Genomic DNA, 22,496 nt, shown 5'->3' with positions numbered 1-22,496 from the left:
GTAACTCCACCTCCTACTATATATGAAAACGTTAGCAAAATAAATATATTTTTTTAAAAAAAGCAGAATATTTTATCTATTTCTTTTGTCGACAAAATTCAACAAATAGTGTTTCCTCGTAGAGAAAAAGGATATGTTTCTTTATCACTGTAAAGTAACATATCCTTTCCTGTATCATAAAAAAGCTTGGATTCTTACCGCTCTGGTGGCCGTTTTCTCTTACCGCCCAAGCTCGGATATTTATGGCGCGATTTCGGATGCCGCATGACCATATACGGTTCCAATTCCCCATTCTCGTACATGAACGGAATCGGTGAAATCGGCACATCCCCACGCATGGAAAAATCGACCGCTATCTGCGCCAGTATATACGCTCCCTTGGCGTCGGCCAAATCCGCAATAATAAGGACGTCCTGATGCGGCAGCGCCACACCCATTTTCCCTTTTACTTTCTGCTCCATCCAAGATAGCAAATCCGGATTTAGCACACGGCTAGCGCTGTAACTATCCTCACCTGTAAAAAAGTAAAATACATTATTACCAATACGATCCTGCTTCGGCGTACTTTCAAGCCGCGCAAGGTTAGCGAGCGCTAATTCGTGCAATCTATCTTTTGTTATCTTCGCCTCCGCGACCATATCCCGAGTAATCAAAAAATAGCTCGTTTCCAAATCGAGCGCATACAACAGCACAGTTTCAGCTGTATGTTCGCGCCATACCACCTCTTTATTTTTCTCCGCTTTCACAAAAGAAGGATGGCGAATAACCGGATAAATCCGCGTCTCATTGCCGTGTAGCGCATGCTCCTTCACGGCTTCGCTGGCCGTTACAACCACTTTAGCCACAAAATCCTCAATCCATTGTTCTTTTTCTGATTCATGCTGCTCCACTTTCGTAAATAGCGGGGTGAGCCTAATTTCTAGTTCACCGCCCTGCTTTTCGGAGTGGCGCAGCGTTATAGTCTCCAGCCGCTCTATATCACCTATAACTTGCCATTCTTCTGAAAGCGAGCGGCTTAAATTTCGGACGACTCGCTGATGCACTTCTTTTTTTAGTTCCAGCTTTCTGTTTTCCTCCATCTTTATCTCTTCCTTACACTTTATATTTTCCCCGTCGCTATTCATTCGCCAAAATCGAGATAAAACATTCACCTCTTCTTTCCGCTCTTACGTTGCCTTTCTGTGAAAGATGCACCTTCGTTCCAAAAGCGACATTCCTATGTCCAAAACAATTTCTGTTCAAACTCCTGAATGATGAGATTCGGGTTCTCTCCCGTCCATTCCGCCAAACGAGCAAGCGCCTCACGGATAAATGCGATAAACTTTTCCAGTTCTTCCTCGTTAAATACAATTTCATCCCCGTTAACGCTCGAAGTCACCACCATAGAAGTAACGAATCGCGTCATCGGCACGTATTCGTCATTAAGAAAATAAAACACGTACGGATATTGTTCAACAAGGCGACTTGCCCAGGCGTTCACCGCTTCATTCTGCATAACATCTTCCAGTTCGCCGGAAAAACCGTAAAATGAAAACACAAGTCCTGCCTTTTTCTGGCGAATCCGTTCTTTGTCTTGCAACACTTCGTCAAAAAAAGTAACCAGTTTTGAAATATCCTCCTGCTCAACCTCTTCGCGCGAAATTTGGATGGGCGTAATATGGGCGAACTCATTATCTTCTGCCAGCTCTTCTTCCTCTTCTGCGCGCTCCGGTTCCCCCCCTATCTCCGCCTGCTTTTCTTCCATCGCAATACGTTCCGACATCATCTTCAACCATTCTTCAAAACGGCGCCAATCCGCTTCGTCCAATTCCCAGCCAATGGCTTCGGCAAACGCTGTAGCCCGTTCACGAGCATCCCATCCAAGCGCCTCGCACGTATCATAAATCATCACAAATCGGCTCTGCATAAACGTTCGCTGTTTTTCCGGGTGAGAAGGAAGCACGAACGTCCGGTAAATCTGTGCCGTCTCCTCATCTGTCCAATCAAAAAATGCGGTCGCATCATAGGTTTCTCTCTCCGCCCCTTCAATGTATTTTCCGATGCGTTTGCCTAAAAATTCATCCGCTTCTGCCATCAGTTCTGGAGAGAGACGCAGTTGCAGCCGACCTTCTCGACGTAACCCCAGCTCAATTTGTCCTAAAATGTCTTCCACTATACGAGCGATTTGTTTATAACTGTGATGCTCAATTTTTTCCCGGGTAATAACATATATTTGCGGCTCATCACGTCGTTCCAACGCTCTGTTTGAACCATGTTCATTTTCCCCCGAATTAGGTAGAGAAGCACTTTCCTCCGCTAGCTCTTCCCAAGGTATCTCGCCCGTCCGTTCCGCATCCACGCACTCACTTTCGTGTTCTTTCTGCTTTCGTCCTGCAAATACTTTGCGCAGGAATTGTCTGACCATGCTTCATCCTCCTGTTGCCTTTTCCTCAACGTATTCGACACGCTTTTCTTTTTTTCCTACACTATTTTACTGGGAAAAAAACGACACGAAAAGCATCAAAAGCACGTAATCCGTGCACGCTAAAAATCTAATTGACAACAATCGTGCCTGTGCTTTATTATAATCCAATCATGATTCAATCGCCGAATCCGAAAGGAGCGGGGGACCCATATAATAGGGGTGAATCACCTCTGGTGTAGGGCATTGCCTTGTGTCCGAACCCGTCAGCTAACCTCGTAGGCAAAGTTAAGGAGAGGAATTATGGTCAGCTTTTTCAGGAGTGTATTGAAGAGGGAAAATAAAGCAAAGTCACTGGAAGAACTACAAACTGATGCTAAAAAATGCTTGTCCGCTTTGATAGGGAAAAAAGTGACTGTAACAGTGGAAACAAACCAAGAGAAGAAAGAAATGAAAGGAATTCTAAAAAAAGTATCAGCCGAAATTATGGGAAATAAACACCAATGCTTGCATTTCTACCTCGATATTAATACGCAAAGCATCGGGACAATGGAAGTGAGTTCAGTATATGAAGATGACAAAAGCATAGTCATTCTCTGCGAACCGGACTATGCGCGACCAGGCCACTACAACAAAATTATTACTGTGACTAAATAATATACGCACCCTGCTTTTACAGCAGGGTGTCAAACTAAATGCTGCTAAAATTGACTAATCAACACGCCTGATAGAAAACAAACCATAACGAGATTGATACCTCGCTATGGTCTGTTTTTTGTCTTCTCATCCTCTCACTATTCTCCTCTGAACTGCGGCTTGCGCTTTTCGCTGAAAGCATTGAGCGCTTCCACGCGATCTTTAGTCGGAATAATCGTTTCATAAGCTTTCGTTTCAATTTTCAAGCCGGTTTTCAAATCAACTTCCGTCCCGTAGTTGATAGCATATTTCGCCTGAATAACGGCGAGCGGCCCATTCTGCATTATTTCTTCCGCCAGTTCCCGGCATTTAGGAATAAGTCCCTCACGCGTTGTCACTCCGTTAAGAATGCCGAGCGATTCAGCTGTTGCCGCATCGATTTTACGCGCTGTCAAAATCAGTTCTTTTGCTTTGCCTTTTCCGATAAGGCGGGGCAGGCGCTGCGTCCCGCCTGCGCCCGGAATAATCGCCCAACTTACTTCTGTCATGCCAAGCTTCGCTGAGTCGACCGCATAACGAAAATCGCAGGCTAGCGCCATTTCAAAGCCGCCGCCGAAACAAAAGCCGTTAATCGCGGCGATGGTCGGCTGGGGAAGCTCTTCTACCATATCGAACACGAAGCGAATTTTATGGATAAACTGGCGTACCTGCGCTTCGCTCATTGTCCGTCTTTCTTTCAGATCCGCACCCGTGCTGAACGAACGCTCTCCAGCCCCAGTGAAAATGACGGCACGGATGTCCCTGTCAAAGCGGATCTGATCAAGAGTTTGCTCAAGTTGCGTGAGCGTTTCATAATCAAAGCAATTCAATTCATCGGGACGATTCAGTGTTACAAATGCAAGGTGTCCCTCTTTTTCCATCAGTACTTTCGATTTTGCCGCTCCTTCATTATTCATGCATTTGCCCTCACTTTTCCTATCGTTTTCCATACACTTTTGCAGTAAAAGTTCGACAAATGTATGCGTTTTCCTTCTATTATTAATGCTAATCATATGAATAGCACAACAAATATATTTTGCAACGAAAGTTCCTTAACGGTTTGTCACAATGTTTTCCCAACGCGCCATCCAAGCAATCCCTTCCCTTACCCACTGTTCGATTTCTTTGATTTTATCCAGGGCAAGACCAAGCGCCTGCCCTATCGAGTAGATAAGAGCAATTTCTTCCGACACAATTTCCTTGTCCAGCGACGCCAACTTAAACATTTTGCGAATCAACATCATTTTCTCCAGTGTAGTAAGATAAGGACTTACCTCTAATGCTAACGCTTTCGGATCTTTCGGGTTTTCCAAATCATCATGGAAGATCTGGCGCTCACGCACAGTAAATGTATCCAGGTTTACTTGCTGAAAAATTCTTTCCTTTTCTTCTTCATCCATGTATCCATCTGCTTGCGCCACACAAATCAATAAACGAATTTCATATAGTTTCGGATGGCTAGCCACATCCGTTATTTCTTTCATCTATTTTAATCCTCCTTTATGAAAACGCTTTACCAACATTATAACACTTTTATTTATCATAATTTGTGATGAAAATCGTAACGTTTCTGTCATATATACGTCCGTTCCAGATAAATATGACTTGTCTACATGAGAAACGGCCCCGCCGCTTGCGAGGAAGGGCCGCTTTTGTTTCACCTATTCCTTTATTGAGTAAAGCGTCTGCGTCAGTTGCGTGATGGAGGATGCGAGTTGCTCCAATTTTGCTTCAATGCGAACAAGCAAATAAAGCGTAATTGTCACCGGAAATCCGACATTGGAAATAAACGCTACCCACTCATTCACCACTTTTTCTCCTACACCACGATAGAGGATACGGTCTGATCAAGCAAACGTGCAGCTTTCTTTCCGACCACATGGCCCGCTTTTGTTACAAACATCTGTTTATCCACAATAAGGTCCATCACCCGGGCCACTTCCACCGAATCTACCGGCAGTTTCGGATTAGGAATTATAATCCGCATGGTGCCGCCACTGCTCATCGTGAACGTCAATTCCAGCGTTTTCATTTTGTCTTCCTCCTTCACCTTTTTAGACATCAAGATTTACGCTTCTATCAATTCGCGCTCTACGATCTGATAGACACCAACAAGCGGCAGAGTTTGAAGCGCTCCTAAAGCATTGGCTACCTCCCAGATGTCTTCCTGGCTAACGGTCAGCGCCAAATTCTTATACGTTTTTTTCGTTACTTTCATGTCTCCTTTGGCATCCATTCCGTCTTCAAACAACAATACCATCTGCATAGCCTTTACGTTTTCTTTTACTGCCATTTTGCTCCCTCCTTCCCTTCGGCCCGTCGGCCTTTCTACTTTATAATTCCGCGCATCTTTACCAGACGGGGACAATCTAAAAGAAAAAAAGAGGGCTTATGCCCCCTCTTTATTAACGATTGATCCGCTGTATAGCTTTGCTTTCTCCGTGAATCGGAATGGCGCGCGTTACCGCGCGTGAAGCCCGCAACATTTCCCTTGCTTCCAAACGCGCAATAATAAACGGTGCAAGCCGCTCGGCTACAAGATACAACGCCCAGCCAAGTACAAGCCCACCCAGCACGTCGAATACCCAATGAATGCGCAAATACAGCGTCGTAAAAATAATAAGCACGCTATAAATGCTCCACAGAGTCGCAAACCGTCTGTTCTCACGCAAAGCCAAAAGCAAGCAAGAGAATGCGACCGACGTATGCAGACTCGGAAAACAGTTTTTCACGGAATAAGGAACGTGACCCCAGTTATGTCCCATGATCGACCACACCTCATGCACGTTAAAAAATAAATAAAACGGCAAGGCGATCATTCCGTGCACGAACCAGTTTACGAACAAAAGACGAACAAGGGTTTGGCGATTCACCGTTATGTACGCATACACCGCGTATACAAGATATACGGCGATAAACCCAATAACGTACACGTCATACAATGGATCATGTACCGTTGGTTCCCGAAACCAAAAAAATGATCCGTCATTGTAGGGAATAGAGGCCATGAATGCATTTGCGTCAAAATAAAACGGCTGTTTCTGCGCCCAGGCATGCAACGGTTCATTGGCCTGGAAAATTAATGTAGAAATAATGCCCATTCCAACAATGAGCAGCAGAATAAGTGTGTTCGTAAGCCATTGATGGCGGTTTGCACATCGTATCCGCTCCATGTCACGCTCCGTTACCGTAAGGGGAAGAAAAAGCAAAATAATAAATAAGCTGTTAAAGCCAATTTCATACGAAACGAGGAGCGCGATAAATAAAACAAACCAAAAGCGTTGCATCATCATTTTATGTCACCTTTTCTACCTTAACTAAGCATTCTCTCTATAACTATCTACCGCGCAACTCTAAAAATAAATTATTCAAATAAACGCGTCAATTCGGTGATTTTTTCTTGATCTTTTAATTGCGCGCGCCTAGCTGTGGAAAGCGTCATCTGTCCGAGCGCTCGATAACCGGGCACAAAATGAGAAGCGCACCCTTGAATCGCCGTGATATGCGTCGCGACCGTTGCCACATCTCCGCGCGCCACCGGCCCTGTCAGTGCCCTAACTGTCCCTTTTTCAGCCACATTTTGCACCGTCGTTTTGATAAGAGGAACAAGAGCTGGCAATGCCTGTTCCTCCTCAATTCCGACCAGCTTCATTAATTCCAATGCATAATCAATAACACCGACCAGACCATTGGAAGCGATGCTGGCAGCTGCATGATACAGCGGCTTCTGTCGGGCATCAATCACAAAATACCGGCGACCCAATTCATCCAGCCAGGCGCTCAGCATTTCCACTGCGGCCGCCTCACCCTCTATGCTAAACATTGCCTCCTCCATCGCTCGTGCACCCGATTCTCCATCAGCAAACGTTTGCAGAGGATGCAATGAAGCAACTAGCGCGCCTTTGGCCGTAAGCGGCGCCAATAATTCAGAAGTACCGGCTCCACTCATATGAAAAATCAACTTTCCTGCAATATGTATTCCGCTATCGACGATCTCTTCCGTTACACGTTCAATAGCTCCGTCATTCGTTGTAATGGCGATCCAATCGCTGCGTTCCAATAGGTCACGCACTGTTTGGAATGCCTGGCATGTCTCGCTAACAAATGCGGAAGCTTTTTGCGCATGCGCGTATGTGCGGCTATAATAGCCGGCGACCCTCCTGCCGCGCCGCGCCAAATAAATGCCGAAAGCGGTGCCTAGCCTCCCGGCTCCGATAAAGCCGATGGTTTCCATTTTTTCTCTTCTCCTCCTATTGTGCCTGCTTTTCAATATAGCATGCAGCAATCCCTGCAAAAAAACAAGACAATCTCCATGTTATTTTTGATAAAAAAAACTATTATCTAAGCAGAAGCATATTTTACTTTGTAAAGTTTATGTAAATTTTATAAGATCCACGTTGTCTTTCGGTAAATTTTTAATTAAGATTTCAATGTCCAACGTGATTTGCTAAAATGAACTTTGTATGAAAAAATTTTTGGAGGTATTGTTGCATGATTTTCTCGGCAAAACGAGATGTTTTCCTGGAGATGCTTTCCACAATCGCAGACAATGTCAGAGACTCAGCGAAATACTTCGTTGATTTTAAAATTAAAAACGAAGAAGATTTAAAAGAATTCGCCACTAAGATGAAAGAATATGAAACAAAAGGCGACAAGTACATTCATGAAATTATTGTAGCACTCAACAAGACGTTTATTACCCCGCTGGAAAGAGAAGATATCCTCGAATTAGCGAACGCGATGGACGACATTCTGGATGGCATGGAACAATGTGCTTCACGTTTTGAGATGTATAACATCACACAAGCCGATGACTACATGATCGAATTTACCAAAAAAATTCTCGAAAGTACGGAGGAAGTAGCTAAATCCACCAAATTACTGAACAAAAAGAAATTGATGGATATCCGTCCGCACGCGATTAAAATCAACGATTTGGAATCTCAGTGCGACGAATTGCTCCGTGTCTGTATTAAAGAACTGTTTATCAAAGAAAAAGACCCGATTAAAATTATGCAATATAAAGAGCTGTATGAAATCTTTGAAAGCATTTCAGACAGCTGTGAAGACGTAGCCGATACCCTCGAAACGATCATCATGCGAAACGCGTAAGGAGAGGCTCTTTTTTATGGATACAACACTGGTACTTATCATTGCGATCGTTTGTCTCGCGTTGGCGTTCGACTTTATTAACGGATTTCATGACACGGCCAATGCAATCGCGACTTCGGTATCGACACGTGCGCTCTCCCCACGCGTGGCAATTATTCTTGCGGCTACGATGAACTTCGTTGGCGCGCTTACATTCACCGGGGTCGCCAAAACGGTAACAAAAGGAATTGTAGACCCTTTTACGCTGGAAAACGGTTCTGCCGTTGTACTGGCAGCTTTGATGGCGGCGATTGCCTGGAACCTGATTACATGGTGGTATGGAATTCCGAGCAGCTCTTCGCACGCCCTCATTGGTTCTATTGCAGGCGCAGCCATTGCGGCTGCCGGTTTTGATGCCCTGAACTATAGCGGTTTTATCAAAATTATTGAATCCCTTGTCATTTCGCCATTTATCGCGTTAGCAGTCGGTTTTATCATCATGTCTCTGTTTGCGATCATATTTAAAAATTTCAATCTTGGCAAAACGAACCGGGGATTCCGAACCTTTCAAATCTTTACCGCTGCCCTACAATCATACTCGCACGGCACAAATGATGCACAGAAAGCGATGGGGATTATTACGCTAGCGTTAATTGCCGGGGGATTTCAGAGTACGACCGATATCCCGGAGTGGGTGCGGTTTAGCGCTGCACTCGCTATGGGGCTGGGCACATCAATTGGCGGCTGGAAAATTATCAAAACAGTCGGCGGAAAAATTATGAAATTGCAACCGGTCAATGGGGCTGCGGCAGATTTATCTTCGGCACTTATTATCTTTGGATTCACTGCGCTCCATTTACCCGTTAGCACGACCCATGTAATTTCTTCGGCTATTATGGGCGTAGGTGCCGCCAAAAGGGTCAAAGGTGTAAAGTGGGGGGTAGCTCGACGGATCGTTATCACGTGGATTATTACTTTGCCAATTTCCGCGCTGCTTGCCGGCATTTTCTATAAAATTGTGGCGCTATTTCTATAACAATCACCCAGCGGAAAAAACCGCTGGGATTTTACTTTTTACAACTGTATATTTGCACTTTCACATTCCCCAACCCTTCAACAGCATGCACAACCATAATGCCCAGTTTCGTGTCGTTCGCTTTATCTTGCAATTGCTTAACAACAAGAAATAAATCTTGGTACAAGTATGAGAAGTCAACATGTCTATGCGGATATTTCTGCTTTAGCTTCTGGTCTACATCCTTCAACTTCTTTCCTGTCACTAACAAATTCTGTGCCAATTGAGCGCTGACCTGAGGGGTTAACTTATACCTTGCCTGATACTCCAGAATATCTTTATATATAGTGCTTATCTGTTCAATCACTTCTTCGCCGTGCAACGCCTGGAATTCCGTTAAATAACTTGCTGCCACATGCTGTTGATATTTCATAAATCCAAGATAAAAAACGGTAAGAATGAACATGTACAAAATCAAATATTTTCCGATTTTCTTTTTCAACTCAATCCCCCTCCGCTCTTTTCCCTTCTTGTACATGTTATTCTTGTCCATTGCGGTTTTATGTCACAAAAAAAACCGAAGCATGTCCGCTTCGGTTTTTATAGAAAAAGCTCTTTCTCCCACTGCTTCATTTGTTGCTCCAGCGTAGAACGATGCACTTTATGATGCTGGATTTTTTCTCTGTGCTTTTCTACTTCCTGCTCTAATTGATAACGCCAGCGCCGAATTTCCTGAATCTTGCCGTCGCAATCATGAATTTGTTTAATACGATCCATGTAATAAACCGGAAGCCGAATAATATCCTTCTTCATGGCGACCATCTCTTCAACCAGTTTCGCCGCAAGCCGTTTCGTTTCCCGTTCCATCTGCGCGTCGCTAATGCTCGTATCAATTCGGTGCCATAGGCTGCGCAGCAAGCCTTCCTCCTCTTGGGCATCATCCTTTTCTTCTTCTCTCCGTTCCGCAAGCTCTACCATCCGGTTCCAAACAACTTTTGCTTTCCCGCCGAAAATCCCTTCAAATTTTTGAATATCATGCGGTATACGATTCATTAGCGCCGCCTTAATATTTTCTCTTTCTTCAGCGATCTGATCCAGCTGACGCTGCAGCACTTTCATATTACTTGTCTTCTGTTCCAGCAAACGTTCTTCCAACTCAATCGCATACGTATGCTCGCTCATTTTTTTCTGAAGGTGGTCATAAATTCCTTTCTTTTCCTGCCAGTAACGCAAGAAGCTCTGAATCCTAGCCTCTGTTTCTTCCGAAGTCAATTGCTCGTTCCAAAGAAACACGACATAGAGCGCAAACGGCAGCAACTTCTCACGCAAACGCTGGGCAGAAAACGCAGGCAACGTTTTGCCCGTCGGTTCAAGCAGGCGCTGGACATATATGGCGATACTCTGCGCGTCCGGGCACAGCGTCTCCTGGATTCCTTCCCCTTCGCGCCGAATCGTTTCGATCTTTTCGCCTTCGTACACAAGCAAATCAAGCAATGTCTCTCCTTGGAACTCCTTGTCCGATTTCGAAAGTTCCTCAATCGCTTGCTGCACAATAAAATTTGTATTTTGCACAAAATCCTCTTTCGTTATGTATGATAATTTTTCATTATGCACGGCCTGATTTAAACGAATTAACAGCTTTAGGAGCAATTCGTTGCGCGACCATCCGCTGGCTCTGGCCGCTTCTCTTTCTATCGTTAAGCTTAATTTGCCAGACAAAAGTTCTAATACATTGCTTTTGTCCATCAAAGCGAATAACAGGCGCGCGACCGTATCGGACAGCGAAACGAGCGCTTTGGCAAAAGCTTGTTTCTCCATGTCTCTTTCCCCTTTCCCGCTGATTTTCGCCATTGTAATACGAAATAAATGTACCATAAGAAAATAGAAATTCTTATTTTTCCTCTTTTTTGACAAATTCGACAAAAATAGAATCATTTCCTTTGGAATTTAATACCAAATTATGACAAGATTCACATGCAATCTGTGGCATAATATATGTGTAATCTCCTATTGGCACTGTCATAGCGGGTGTAGGTCATGCTAGCCGTAAACCGTAGCCAATCGGAATCTTGTTGCTATAACCACTCCTCTATTTTGCCCCTGTCTTGCCACAGGGGCGCTTTTTTTAGCTATCGTATCTAGCACCGCTTTTTTCTATCGTTCCAGATAAAATAATGTATAATGAAAAAAGCATGAGCATCTGGAGGGATTAATAAACGATGATATCACAAACTCCTTACGAAGCCATCGGGGGCGAAGAAACGATTCGCAAACTGGTAAATGCTTTTTACCTGCGGGTAGCCAAAGACCCTTTGTTGCGTCCGATCTTTCCTGAAGACTTGACGCTAACTACACAGAAACAATTCATGTTTCTTACACAATTTTTAGGCGGAGAACCGCTCTATAGCAACGTATATGGCCATCCGATGATGCGGGCACGCCATATGCGGTTCCAGATTACCCCGAAGCGTGCGGAACGCTGGCTTGCATTGATGAAAGAGGCAATGGATGAAATCGGAATGGAAGGTCCCGCCCGGGAATATATGTACCAGCGTTTGATTCAAGTGGCGCATCATATGGTGAATTCACCGGATGACGAGACGACAAACCACCTTGCTTCCCTATAATGAATATTTTTACGAAACCAGGGCAGGCTATGGGACAAACCGCAGTAACACCAAACGTCTATGGAAAAGGGGGTAAACCGTACATGAATTTTGCAGCGTTTCTTGTTGGATTAGCTGCAGTCATCACGCTCGGTTATTATCTTATCCCGGCGTTTAGTCCAAAACTTGCCGAACGCCTAAAAATCGCTGAAGCAGAAAAGGCCCCTTCCGATTCTGAAACAGAACGGTAAGGAGCCTTTCTGCTTTTCGCAAACTATACAAGCATGGCGGTGATTTTGCGTACGTAATTCTGCGTTTCTTTAAACGGCGGAATGCCACCATACTTCTTCACATTACCGGGACCAGCATTATAAGCGGCAAGCGCCAATTCAATATTACCGTTGTAGCGATCCAGCAGCGATTTTAAATAACGAGCGCCGCCGTTCACGTTTTCTTCAATATCAAACGGATTTTTTACGCCAAGCGCCGCAGCCGTCCGGGGCATAAGCTGCATAAGTCCCATCGCACCTGCCCCGGAACGCGCATTCGGATTGAACCCACTTTCTTGATGGATGACAGCCCTAAGCAATTTCGCAGGCACTCCATGCCGCTCAGCGGCCGCAACAATCACCCTTTCAATTTCCGCACGTCCTGCCGATCCCCCGTATGGATTTATCGGCACGGCCCGTGCTGTCAGCGCTGCTGGCAAAGGCGTAAATTCTTCACGCTGTCCGGCAATTTCTCCGGCCACGGATTGTCCAATGTTCGTCGTCGCCCGTGAAGACGTTGCCATCATCGCCGCTATCAAATCCGGTGCCATACTTTCTCGATCCGGATTCATCGCAAGCAGAGCCGCTTCGTCCTTTACGGCAGCTGCCAGCATATCCGCAAACGTGCCGGATTGTCCGGATAGCATTTCTTCTCCTAGCTTTTGTTTGATTTTTGGTTTTTTCTCAGCCATCGACAAGATGACTCCATCCATAAACCACTGCGATGAAGCAATTTCCATCCTACATCCCCTTCCGTATCACTCCATACTTATTCTATTTTACCCGGTTTTTCCATCATAAATAAAGAAGGAATTTTAGAAAAAACGCTATTTTACACTTCATTGTTCCCTATGTATACTGAATAAAGGTAAAGGAGGAATAACATTTGATAATCAATGAAATTAAAGGGTTGCATCTCGGAAATTTTTATTTAACTCATTCTAAGCCCAACGATACAGCCTTGATTTACCACGATAAAAAAATTACCTATGAAAAGCTGGACAAAAATATCCGGCAATACGCTGCTTATTTGCGGCAAAACGGCATAAAAAAGGGCGACGTGGTAGCGCTTAGCTGCTACAATACTCCAGAGTTTATCTACAGCTATTTTGCGATTGCCCACATTGGGGCGATTGTTGTACCACTTAATCTTACGCTTACAATGGAAGAAATTGCATATATTATCGGAAATGCCAATACGAAAGCGATATTTGTCCATGAAAACATTTTAGCCAAGCTGAAAGTAGCTCCCGAGCAACTAAAAACAGCGCTTGGTCTGCATAGCGTATTTGTCATCAATGCCGAGACATCTGCATCCATCGCCGCGCTTACGCCAGACGAAGCAACGGAAGTCAACCCGAAAGCAATATCTACCCTTCTATACACGTCGGGTACAACCGGAAAACCGAAAGGTGCAATGCTGAGCCATGAAAACTTGCTGGCAAATACCGCGTCATGCAATCGCCTACTGGAGTTGAACGCAAATGATGTCTTTATGTGTGTGCTTCCGATGTTCCACACGTTCGGATTCACTACTTCCGTCCTACTTCCGCTGTACGCGGGTTCAACCATTGTCATCCATGAGGCGTTCCAACCTAAAGAAATTATACAATCTTTACTACAAAACCGTGTAACCGTATTCTGCGGCGTACCGGCAATGTACGTTGTGTTGGCACAGGCAATGCGATCAGGTAAAGTGGAATTTCCGGACTTGCGCTTCGCCATCTCCGGTGGTTCGCCGCTGCCGGTAGAAGTGCTTACCCTATTTAATCACCAGTATAAAATCCCGCTTGTAGAAGGATATGGGCTCACGGAGGCATCGCCAGTAGTAAGCTTAAACCCGTTGCACGGTGAGAAAAAACCAGGCTCCATCGGCAAACCACTTCCGGGCGTGGAAGTACGCATTGTGGATGAAAAGGGAAATAAGCTTGGCGCTGGAGAAAGCGGAGAAATTATCGTACGCGGCCCAAATGTCATGCAAGGGTATTATCATATGCCGAAAGCGACCAGTGAAACGATTGTAGACGGCTGGCTACATACCGGCGACATCGGCTATATCGACCAAGAGGGTTATATTTTTATCGTCGATCGCAAGAAAGATATCATTATTACGCGCGGACTGAACGTATATCCACGTGAAATTGAAGAAGTATTGTACAAGCATCCCGCTGTACTGGAAGCTGCTGTTATTGGCGTTTCGGATTCGGTAAAAGGCGAGGTTGTTAAAGCATTCGTTGTACCGAAAGAAGGAGAAACACTGGACCGCAGAACGGTGCTTGATTTCCTGAAACCTCACCTAGCGGCTTACAAAATGCCGCGCTTTGTAGAAATCGTAGATTCGTTACCAAAAAACGCGACTGGAAAAATTCTCAAAAAGGAATTGCGCAATCGGCCGCACTAGCCAATCGTATGAATAATAAACAATAGTAAAATTCCAATCATAAGTATGGAAAACGGATTGTTTTTTCTCAGCGAAGAAGCCAGGCTATAAATGCTTATACACAGAAAAAAAAGAACGATAAGCACAAATAGCCACACACCTGCAAGCATATGCCGGTTCCAATTCTCTACCAGCCTTAGCATGATCGCACCGTGGAGTGCAGCGACCGCTACCGCCAACTGTGAAAGAAAAGACAAACCATGAGCGCCCGCGCGGCCAGATCGGCGATATGCTGTGCGGCCGCCGCGGCTTAACACAGCGAATAGTGTATATGGAAGCAAAGCAGCAATGACCGCAAGATAACCAATTCCCTGTCCAATCTGATACAACATGCTGCCATCAGCCGGTTCACCGCCGGCTTTCTCCACAGGCGGCCCCTGCTCTTGTGTAGGCTTTTCTTCCTGAATAGGCAATACGACCGTCTTTCCTTGTTTGGGATTCGCCTCCGTTTTTTGTTTACTGGAAGGAGAGGACTGATGGAGTGCTTCACCCTGCTGTCCGGGTGTTTCAATGATTCCCCCCTCTTCTCCTTCCACCGCCTTGTTTCCCTCATTTGCCGCTTGCGTTTCGCCATGATCCGATTCCATTGATTGCACAGGAGCCGTATCTTGATAATCCGTTATGGGAGTCATCACAAACAAAAAAAGCAAAATGCTAAGCATAACAATACCAAGCAGCAAGATACACCAGATAATGTTGCGTACCCACACTCCTGCTTCAGCTCCTTTAAACCGCTCGTACATTCATTAGTTGTATATATGCGCACCCGCTTAGAATATATAACATCAGATAAAAAAGGAATCGGTATCTATCTATACGGTTAAGTGAACTGAATGAATGGTTCCCTAATCTTTAAACCATAATCTCTTCTAGCAAAGTCTCTAAATCAAGATTTAGTTGCACTGTGTATATGGTTGAGCCAGGAAGTGGCCAGTACATCTCTATATACTTTCGCTACTTAACATAGTAAATTGTTGACTATACCAAAAACTTTAAGGACCAAAAAGAATAGTTCCCCAAATAAAATAAAAAGGAGGAAAAAACACAATACAATTAAAGGAATTTTAACCAAAAAAAAGAAGTAGTGTTTAATACACTACTTCTGTAATGATTCTAATTACCTTTTACGTACAATTAAATCGCTTTCGGTCGTGATACGAGGAGCTGATTGATTTTTTGTGCAAGCGCAAAGTCTTTGCCTGTTAGCCCGTTTTCGTCGTGCGTGATGAGACGTAATTTGACCTTGTTATAGCGGATGTCAATGTCAGGATGATGATTTGCGTCTTCAGCAAACTCACCTACACGATTGACAAACGCAAGCGCCTCACGGAAATTCGCGAACGTAATGTTTCGTTCAATATACGCGCCGCCTTCCAGGTTCCAACCAAAGATTTTGGAAAGATTCAATTCGATTTGCTCTTGCGATAATTTAGCCATCTTCATCACCCTTTCTTCTTCCCAATTTTTCGCCCACTACTACTCTATGCATAACCTATATTGTTTTTTCCCTGGGTAGGGAAACAATAAACAAAGAACCTTTACCAAGTTGGCTACGCACCTCAATTTTTCCTTGGTGGCCGCGCACCAAGCTTTTCGTAATCGCAAGCCCTAAACCAAAGCCTTCGTATTTTTTGTTGTAGGAAGAGTCTGCTTGTTTGAAAGGCTGATAAATCTGGGTAATCTGATCTTCGGAAATTCCTATACCATTATCTTCTACTTCTAGGCGGCAATATCCTTTTAACGTATAAGTGCGGATGGTAATATGTCCACCGGATGGCGTGTATTTAATGGCGTTATGAAGCAAATTAGCAATAATTTGTTTGACTTTTCCTCTGTCCGCATAAAGCCAAAGCGGAGTGTCTTTATGAACCACTTCTACTTTGTGCCCTTTTTTTACTATGCTTGTCGCAAATTCTTCAACCGTCTCATTCACAATCTCTTCCAGTTGAACACGAGATATTTTCATCTCCAACTTTCCAGATTCAATGCGTGAAAAATCGATTAAGTCGTTAATAAGGAGCAGCAAATCTTCTGATTTACGGTGAACGGTCTGAATACACTTTAAATTGGTCGCGTCCCCTTCTTCTTTGGAAAGACGCTCGGCCAAAAGCTCTGAGTATCCGATAATAACCGTAAGTGGCGTGCGTAGTTCGTGGGATACATTCGCTAAAAATTCCGTTTTTAGACGATCTAGCTCAGCTAATTGCCGGTTATTTTCCTCCAGCATTTTATTTTGCCGCGACATTTTAACGATAAAAGCGCCAAGCAAGCCAATGAGCCAAAGAATAATCAGCACGCTGACTCTCAACTCTGTACTACAAATCCGTTCCGGCGCGGCGATAAGCATATAAATCAGCCATCCTACCAAAGGAAAAATGATCAAAAAAAACAGCATGCCAAAACCTAACGAAATTTTCTTTTTCACCGCTTTTTTCTACTCCTCCTCACAAGACAAAGAAACGGATGGCGACTCTTCGTTTTTTCCCTTGGTCATATACATCTCGATCTTCTCAAGAAAACTGCGGATCCGGACAGGCTTCGTAATATAGCCTACGCATCCCGCTTCCAAAGCGGATTTAATGTCCGATTTCATCGCGAGGGCAGAAAGCGCGACAATAGGGATAGACGCAAGCTGGGGGATGGATTTAATCGCCCGCGTTACAGCTAGTCCATCCATTCCCGGCATATGAATATCCATTAAAATTAAGTCAGGATGGAATTCTTCTAGCATTTCCAACGCCTTTAAGCCATTCTCAGCTACATGCACTGTATATTCTGGCTTTAATTGCAAAATTTCCACAAACAATTCTCGATTAGAAGGATTATCCTCTACAAGCAATATATGTTGTGCCATCTTGCACTTCCCCTTTACTTTTCAAGAATCATTACCTAGCTGAAAGAATGTCTTCTGGAGAAGAAAGAATCGCATCAGCCACTCTCATAATCTGCCCACGTTCCACCAACCGGGGCGGATGCTTGATGTAAGTAAATATTTTTTTATCTGTATGCTCACGTATCGCCTCAAGCAATTCGACATATGCAGGATGAAACGATACAGCTACAACAAGCGCATTTTTTCCAGGATAGCGTTGAACAACTTCAACAGCTCTCTGTTTTGATTCTACCATAAAAGGCAAAAAAGAAAGTGAGGATTCTTGGATTCTTTTGTAAAAACAAGGAAAAAAGGGCAAAAAATCTTCTGGATACAAAATGAGCAGTGGTTCCGCTTCAGCTGTCGCTTCCCTTTTCCCGCAATCAGCTTTTTGTGCTGACCGATAAGGAAGATGGAAGGAGAAAACGCTTCCTTTCCCTGGTTCGCTTTCCACATCTATCGTTCCGCCATGCAACTCTACAAGCTGCCGCGAAAGCGTCAATCCTAGACCCGTGCCTTCATATTTGCGTTCCAAGCGGCCATCGTTTTGGTAAAACTGTTCAAAAATTTTATCGATTTTACCTTCCTCAATACCAATCCCCTGATCAATCACATGAACCGTTACGGTTTGGGAGGTTCGTTCTATTTTTACCCGCACCGTGCTATGGTCCGGGCTAAACTTAATCGCATTGCTGAGAAGATTAAGCAGTACTTGGCGAATCCTTAGTTCGTCCGCCTCGATATTCAAAGAAGGGCACGACGTTTCCACCTGAAGCAAAATCCCTCTCTTTTTTACTTTCGACTGAAGCATCGTTAACGTATTCTTAACAAGTTCAACGATATCAAACGAAGACAAATCCAATTCGTATTTTCCGGCTTCAATTTTTGATAAGTCAAGAATATCATTAATCATCGTCAAAAGGTGTTCGCCCGCTTTTATAATGTTTTGCGTAAAACTTTTTTGCGACGGTAGCAACTTTCCTTCCGTCTCCTCATGTAACAATTCGGCAAAACCAATAATGCCCGTCAAAGGTGTCCGCAGCTCATGGGACATATTTGCCAAAAACTCCGATTTCAAACGGGTGGATTCCTGAGCACGACGCGATTCTTCCTGTAGTCTAAGGTTCGTCGCTCGCAATTCCTCCACGAGATTGGCAATGCTGATGCTCATCCTGTTAAACGCTTTGCCCAACTCTCCCCACTCATCCTTAGTCTCGGCCGGTACTCTAGCCGAGAAATTTCCGTTCGTCATTTTACGCACACCGCTTAGTAATGCTAGAATGGGGTTGGTCATGCTGCGTGACATATAGAAAGAGAATAATAGCGCCAGCAACAAGGTAACGCTGGCAATTGCATACCCAATCTTTACTGACAACCAAGCATCATCCAGCATTTTTTGATTATCATGATTAATTTCCAGCACTTTCTGCTGTGACAGCTTCTCTACTTCATTCATAAGCTTAATAGCGATAGGATGAGCTTGTGAATTCAATGTTTCCATAGCATCTTTCGCATTATTCCGCTGATAAACCGGTATCACCCTATCACGCAAAATATTCTCCCAGTTTTCGCTATGAATAATAAACTGTTCCATCGCCTCTCGTTCATGAGGAAGCGCCATCTGTTTCAACTGATTTTCAATCTTCCGCGCCTGTTCGCTTGCCTCTTCGAACTTTTCGTGGAATTCTTCATTCCCGGTAGTAATATATAGCATGACATAATTAATTCTTTGCATAATCGTGCTTTTAACCTGAAGCTGTGTCGTTAAATTAGGAACAGATTGATTGATGATTTTATCGTTGTCACGCACAACGTGTAACAATTGGTTATTTAACAAGAGCATGCTGCATCCGGCGAACAACACAATGACCAGAAATACGCTAAAAAACTTCAGATGAATCGAAAGATTATTCCATTTTTGAAACAGTCCCATCGCCTACCCCACGCTTTCTACCGGCACCGCAAAGAATGGTATTGTACAGGCAAATTCCACACGCCCGTTTTATATTCATATAGCTTTTGCCTTACTTTCTTTCGAACTGCTTCCGGCACCATCGCTCCGAATGCGGCCAAATCTTGCGAACCGTCCGCAAAATCAAGCGTAAGACAATTGCCAAGTAATTGTCCCGATTTATGCTGGCGCGCTATTTTCAGATAAACGGACGTTACATTCTGCACCGTGCTGGTCAATACGGTTTCTTTGGATACAAACGACTGATCAGAAATGTATCCAATTGCAAACCGTTTGGCACGATGCGCCTCCATTATGACATCAATGTTAAACCCATCTCCCATTGGCACGAGAATATCGGCGCCCTTATCTATCATGCGCCGAGCAATCTGTATCGCTTTGGCACCGTCGCTCCAGCTTCCTACTTCTTCCATCATAACACTATTTTCTCTGTTTTGTTGTTTAACCGCAGCGATAAAAGGTTCGATTTCTTTCATGGAACTGTAAGCGGGAATCAAGCCAATTTTTTTTGTTTTTGTCATTAATCCCGCTACCATCCCTGAGAAATACCCCATCGATTCTGGAGTAAAGTTAACAGCCAAGACGTTCAGCGCAAGCGCTTTACCATTAAAAAAAACAAAGCGGGTATTCGGATAAGCAGGCGCAAGCCGATTAAAAACGGCCTCGAAACTCCGGCCGTTTCCAAATATCAGTTCATATCCCTGCTTAGCAAGACTTTCCGCCTGTGCTATCTGTTTTTCTTCTGTATTGACATATTGAACACAAAGAATTTGTGCGCGCATTTTGCGCTCGATTTCTTTTAACCCCATATAAGCCTGGTTATCCCATCCTTGGTCATATATTTTTCCTTCCACTAATAGCGCCACTTTAAACGGCTTTTCAACGGACGGATTGACCGGGTTTTCGGCTTGGGGTAACAATGAACAGCCAACGAACAGCACCAAAATCGGCAAACAAAGCAACTTTCTTAACATAAAGCCCACCCTTTTTCATGGCTATATTCCTATTGTAAGCGTCCCACCTTAACGGACTGTAGTGCAAAAATTGCAGAAAAAAAATCCAGAGTTATACGATTCTGGATTTTTAATGGGTCTGAATATTATACTGTTTAATCTTGTAATACAATGTGCGAAGAGAAATATCCAGCTTCTCAGCCGCAAGACGCCGGTTGCCCTCCACTTCGTGAAGCACTTTTTCAATATGTCTGCGCTCAACTTCTTCAAGCGTCGGCAAATGCTCCGGTACGCTCATAATAAAATCAATTGCGTTCTGTACCGTTTCGCGCAAATGTGGGAGCTTAAAGGGCTTGCATATATAATCCAAGGCGCCGAGTTTCATAGCTTGTACGGCGGTTTCAATCGTAGCGTAGGCGGTAACCATAATAACCTGACAATCTTCATCCATTTCCTTCATCTTGCTCAATACTTCTATACCGTTCATTTCCGGCAACTGAATATCCAGCAATACGAGTTCGGGGTGACGCTGAGCGTATAGCTCCAGCGCCTCTTGCCCCGAATGCGTTGTTATAATTTCCACTTGTTCCGACTGAATGGCCGTCGCCATTAAAAAACAAATATCCACATCATCATCTACAATAAGTACAAGCGGTTTTCCTTTCAATCCTTATCCCGTCCTCCCTTTCATTATATATCATAATCATCATCATCGCCCGAAATATAGAGAATCACGGGGGGTTAGGAAATATTACATAGTCTTTTTTTTGGTTAAAATATCGCGCGCGATGTGCACGCCACAGGCACCGGCTTGAGCCAAGCCGCGCGTAATACCCGCGCCATCCCCGCCTGCGTACAACCCTTTAATCTCTGTCTCGAAGTTTTCATTCAAATACGGCCGTGCGGAATAAAATTTCGCTTCCACGCCGTAGAAAAGCGTATGGTCGCTCGCAATCCCGGGCGTAACATGATCAAGCGCTTCTACCATTTCAATCAGGCTCTTCATCGTATTGTACGGCAGCACTAACCCCAAGTCGCCCGGTACCGCTTCTTTAAGCGTCGGTTCGATAAATCCTTCCTTTAAGCGCTTCTCGGTTGTACGACGGCCGCGCTTAATATCTCCGTACCGCTGCACAATAACTGAGCCATTGGACAAATCGTTCGCACGACGGCAAATTTCCTTGGCATATTCATTCGGCTTGTCAAACGGCTCTGTAAATACATGGGACACAAGCAGTGCAAAGTTCGTATTCGGCGATCCAAGCTTTTCATCTTTGTAAGCGTGACCATTTGCTGCCATAACGCCGCTGTGATTTTCCACTACTACATATCCACTCGGGTTAGAACAAAAGCTGCGAATAACCTGATCTGTAGAAGATCTGTACAGAAATTTTCCTTCATACAAATGATGGTTGATTTCTTCCATGACAACATTCGTTGTTTCTACGCGTACCCCAATGTCGACCTGGTTATTTAAGAGACGCAACCCTTGGCGTTTCAACATATTGCCAAACCATTCCGAACCGTCCCGTCCCGGAACAATAACCACTTTATCAGCCAAGTATGTTTCGCCATTACGGCATTCTACACCGCGAATTTCCATTCCAACGGCCGTTTTTTCTACAATAATATCGGCTACTTCCGTCTTAAACTTCATCTGAACTTTCTTTTCCAGTTCGCGGTAGATACTTTCCAGAATTTCAAGATTCTGCTCAGTTCCTAGATGACGCACATTGGCACGAAGCAATTTCAATCCTACACCCGCTGCTTTGCGCTCAATTTCGCGCACGGCCGGCGTTGTCGGATCCGTAATGTTGCGCGTTGCGCCATGCTCTAGATTAATCTCGTCCACATAGCGGATAAGCTCAAGCACTTGAGAAGGCGGCAAATAATCTGTCATCCAGCCTCCGAACTCAGTCGTAATATTAAATTTACCGTCAGAATATGCACCGGCGCCACCAAACCCATTTGTAATGGAACAGGCCGGCAAACAGCCGCTAAATTCTTTTTTTCCAGCTGGTGGCGGACATTTTTTAATTTTTTTCTCCAGAATCGGACAGCGCCGTTTAAAAATATCATGCCCTTTATCTATTAATAAAACATCCAGATGAGGATTCTTTCTCGTTAGTTCGTACGCGGTAAAAATACCAGCAGGCCCCGCTCCTACAATTACTACATCATATTTCATGATCGAAAGCCTCC

The 22,496-nt window shown here is 44.3% G+C and carries 26 protein-coding genes and 1 riboswitch; of the genes, 6 read left to right on the top strand and 20 right to left on the bottom strand.

Annotated features, from left to right (window positions below):
- Window positions 1-194 precede the first annotated feature (194 nt).
- Both K3F53_RS05815 and K3F53_RS05810 read right to left on the bottom strand, forming a co-directional pair.
- Window positions 195-1,079 carry a DUF1444 family protein gene (locus K3F53_RS05815; RefSeq protein WP_057899434.1) on the bottom strand — a complete coding sequence of 295 codons (885 nt, stop codon included), beginning with the start codon at window positions 1,077-1,079 and terminating at the stop codon, window positions 195-197.
- Between the two features lie 137 nt (window positions 1,080-1,216).
- Window positions 1,217-2,404 carry a hypothetical protein gene (locus K3F53_RS05810; protein ID WP_057899435.1) on the bottom strand — a complete coding sequence of 396 codons (1,188 nt, stop codon included), beginning with the start codon at window positions 2,402-2,404 and terminating at the stop codon, window positions 1,217-1,219.
- 170 nt (window positions 2,405-2,574) lie between these two features.
- A riboswitch (cyclic di-AMP (ydaO/yuaA leader) is annotated at window positions 2,575-2,701 on the top strand.
- Between the two features lie 3 nt (window positions 2,702-2,704).
- Here K3F53_RS05810 and K3F53_RS05805 point away from each other — a divergent pair.
- A complete protein-coding gene (locus K3F53_RS05805) occupies window positions 2,705-3,058 on the top strand; it encodes a hypothetical protein (RefSeq protein WP_057899436.1) in 354 nt (117 codons plus the stop codon).
- Window positions 3,059-3,195: 137 nt separating this feature from the next.
- Here the strand turns inward: K3F53_RS05805 and K3F53_RS05800 are convergent, their stop codons facing one another.
- The 7 genes from K3F53_RS05800 to K3F53_RS05770 form a co-directional block, all read right to left on the bottom strand.
- Complete coding sequence (locus K3F53_RS05800; protein WP_057899437.1) at window positions 3,196-3,993, bottom strand: enoyl-CoA hydratase-related protein; 798 nt, start codon at window positions 3,991-3,993, stop codon at window positions 3,196-3,198.
- Between the two features lie 135 nt (window positions 3,994-4,128).
- Window positions 4,129-4,560, bottom strand: coding sequence for a DUF533 domain-containing protein (locus K3F53_RS05795; RefSeq protein WP_091259982.1), 432 nt, complete (start codon window positions 4,558-4,560; stop codon window positions 4,129-4,131).
- Window positions 4,561-4,737: 177 nt separating this feature from the next.
- Complete coding sequence (locus K3F53_RS05790; protein ID WP_091259984.1) at window positions 4,738-4,884, bottom strand: YvrJ family protein; 147 nt, start codon at window positions 4,882-4,884, stop codon at window positions 4,738-4,740.
- An 11-nt stretch (window positions 4,885-4,895) separates the two neighbouring features.
- Entirely contained in the window at window positions 4,896-5,108 is a 213-nt protein-coding gene (locus K3F53_RS05785) for a DUF2922 domain-containing protein (RefSeq protein WP_220559678.1), read from the bottom strand.
- Between the two features lie 36 nt (window positions 5,109-5,144).
- Window positions 5,145-5,369 carry a DUF1659 domain-containing protein gene (locus K3F53_RS05780; RefSeq protein WP_057899440.1) on the bottom strand — a complete coding sequence of 75 codons (225 nt, stop codon included), beginning with the start codon at window positions 5,367-5,369 and terminating at the stop codon, window positions 5,145-5,147.
- 112 nt (window positions 5,370-5,481) lie between these two features.
- Window positions 5,482-6,369, bottom strand: coding sequence for a phosphatase PAP2 family protein (locus tag K3F53_RS05775; protein ID WP_057899441.1), 888 nt, complete (start codon window positions 6,367-6,369; stop codon window positions 5,482-5,484).
- Window positions 6,370-6,440: 71 nt separating this feature from the next.
- Window positions 6,441-7,310: a Rossmann-like and DUF2520 domain-containing protein gene (locus tag K3F53_RS05770; RefSeq protein WP_057899442.1), complete on the bottom strand. Its 870-nt coding sequence runs from the start codon at window positions 7,308-7,310 to the stop codon at window positions 6,441-6,443.
- Window positions 7,311-7,567: 257 nt separating this feature from the next.
- On the opposite strand from K3F53_RS05770, the gene K3F53_RS05765 reads away from it, so the two are divergent.
- On the top strand, window positions 7,568-8,188 hold the full coding sequence (locus tag K3F53_RS05765) for a DUF47 domain-containing protein (RefSeq protein ID WP_057899443.1): 621 nt from the start codon (window positions 7,568-7,570) through the stop codon (window positions 8,186-8,188).
- 16 nt (window positions 8,189-8,204) lie between these two features.
- Window positions 8,205-9,203, top strand: a complete 999-nt coding sequence (locus K3F53_RS05760; protein ID WP_057899444.1) for an inorganic phosphate transporter — start codon at window positions 8,205-8,207, stop codon at window positions 9,201-9,203.
- 31 nt (window positions 9,204-9,234) lie between these two features.
- Here K3F53_RS05760 and K3F53_RS05755 read toward each other — a convergent pair whose 3' ends face one another.
- Both K3F53_RS05755 and K3F53_RS05750 read right to left on the bottom strand, forming a co-directional pair.
- Entirely contained in the window at window positions 9,235-9,684 is a 450-nt protein-coding gene (locus K3F53_RS05755) for a hypothetical protein (protein WP_057899445.1), read from the bottom strand.
- Between the two features lie 98 nt (window positions 9,685-9,782).
- Entirely contained in the window at window positions 9,783-11,000 is a 1,218-nt protein-coding gene (locus K3F53_RS05750; RefSeq protein WP_139184903.1) for a hypothetical protein, read from the bottom strand.
- A gap of 401 nt (window positions 11,001-11,401) precedes the next feature.
- Here K3F53_RS05750 and K3F53_RS05745 point away from each other — a divergent pair, with 401 nt between their 5' ends.
- Together K3F53_RS05745 and K3F53_RS05740 are read left to right on the top strand one after the other, a co-directional pair.
- Window positions 11,402-11,809 carry a globin domain-containing protein gene (locus K3F53_RS05745; protein ID WP_057899447.1) on the top strand — a complete coding sequence of 136 codons (408 nt, stop codon included), beginning with the start codon at window positions 11,402-11,404 and terminating at the stop codon, window positions 11,807-11,809.
- Between the two features lie 83 nt (window positions 11,810-11,892).
- Window positions 11,893-12,039 carry a hypothetical protein gene (locus tag K3F53_RS05740; RefSeq protein ID WP_156424077.1) on the top strand — a complete coding sequence of 49 codons (147 nt, stop codon included), beginning with the start codon at window positions 11,893-11,895 and terminating at the stop codon, window positions 12,037-12,039.
- A 23-nt stretch (window positions 12,040-12,062) separates the two neighbouring features.
- Here K3F53_RS05740 and K3F53_RS05735 read toward each other — a convergent pair whose 3' ends face one another.
- Complete coding sequence (locus K3F53_RS05735; RefSeq protein ID WP_057899449.1) at window positions 12,063-12,797, bottom strand: lytic transglycosylase domain-containing protein; 735 nt, start codon at window positions 12,795-12,797, stop codon at window positions 12,063-12,065.
- Window positions 12,798-12,943: 146 nt separating this feature from the next.
- On the opposite strand from K3F53_RS05735, the gene K3F53_RS05730 reads away from it, so the two are divergent.
- Window positions 12,944-14,458, top strand: coding sequence for a long-chain-fatty-acid--CoA ligase (locus K3F53_RS05730; RefSeq protein ID WP_204244837.1), 1,515 nt, complete (start codon window positions 12,944-12,946; stop codon window positions 14,456-14,458).
- Here the strand turns inward: K3F53_RS05730 and K3F53_RS05725 are convergent.
- The 8 genes from K3F53_RS05725 to K3F53_RS05690 all read right to left on the bottom strand — a co-directional run bounded on the left by K3F53_RS05725 (window position 14,455) and on the right by K3F53_RS05690 (window position 22,482).
- The gene (locus K3F53_RS05725; RefSeq protein WP_057899450.1) at window positions 14,455-15,207 is read right to left on the bottom strand and encodes a hypothetical protein; all 753 of its coding nucleotides are present in this window, start codon (window positions 15,205-15,207) and stop codon (window positions 14,455-14,457) included. The genes K3F53_RS05730 and K3F53_RS05725 overlap by 4 nt on opposite strands.
- A 424-nt stretch (window positions 15,208-15,631) precedes the next feature.
- Window positions 15,632-15,934 (bottom strand): 4a-hydroxytetrahydrobiopterin dehydratase, encoded by a 303-nt coding sequence (locus tag K3F53_RS05720; RefSeq protein WP_220559669.1) that lies wholly within the window; start codon window positions 15,932-15,934, stop codon window positions 15,632-15,634.
- A gap of 55 nt (window positions 15,935-15,989) precedes the next feature.
- On the bottom strand, window positions 15,990-16,922 hold the full coding sequence (locus tag K3F53_RS05715; protein WP_057899451.1) for a sensor histidine kinase: 933 nt from the start codon (window positions 16,920-16,922) through the stop codon (window positions 15,990-15,992).
- 9 nt (window positions 16,923-16,931) lie between these two features.
- Window positions 16,932-17,351 carry a response regulator gene (locus K3F53_RS05710; RefSeq protein WP_057899452.1) on the bottom strand — a complete coding sequence of 140 codons (420 nt, stop codon included), beginning with the start codon at window positions 17,349-17,351 and terminating at the stop codon, window positions 16,932-16,934.
- 31 nt (window positions 17,352-17,382) lie between these two features.
- Window positions 17,383-19,302 carry a HAMP domain-containing sensor histidine kinase gene (locus K3F53_RS05705; RefSeq protein WP_057899453.1) on the bottom strand — a complete coding sequence of 640 codons (1,920 nt, stop codon included), beginning with the start codon at window positions 19,300-19,302 and terminating at the stop codon, window positions 17,383-17,385.
- 17 nt (window positions 19,303-19,319) lie between these two features.
- Window positions 19,320-20,315 carry a BMP family ABC transporter substrate-binding protein gene (locus tag K3F53_RS05700; RefSeq protein WP_057899454.1) on the bottom strand — a complete coding sequence of 332 codons (996 nt, stop codon included), beginning with the start codon at window positions 20,313-20,315 and terminating at the stop codon, window positions 19,320-19,322.
- Window positions 20,316-20,424: 109 nt separating this feature from the next.
- Window positions 20,425-20,961 carry a response regulator gene (locus tag K3F53_RS05695; protein WP_057899455.1) on the bottom strand — a complete coding sequence of 179 codons (537 nt, stop codon included), beginning with the start codon at window positions 20,959-20,961 and terminating at the stop codon, window positions 20,425-20,427.
- Window positions 20,962-21,045: 84 nt separating this feature from the next.
- The gene (locus tag K3F53_RS05690; protein WP_057899456.1) at window positions 21,046-22,482 is read right to left on the bottom strand and encodes an NAD(P)/FAD-dependent oxidoreductase; all 1,437 of its coding nucleotides are present in this window, start codon (window positions 22,480-22,482) and stop codon (window positions 21,046-21,048) included.
- Window positions 22,483-22,496 lie beyond the last annotated feature (14 nt).

The organism is Aneurinibacillus thermoaerophilus (assembly GCF_019603355.1).
GTDB classification, from domain to species: Bacteria; Bacillota; Bacilli; order Aneurinibacillales; family Aneurinibacillaceae; genus Aneurinibacillus; species Aneurinibacillus thermoaerophilus.
Note: the sequence above shows the minus strand (reverse complement) of the source record. Positions and strands in the feature narration are given on the sequence as shown.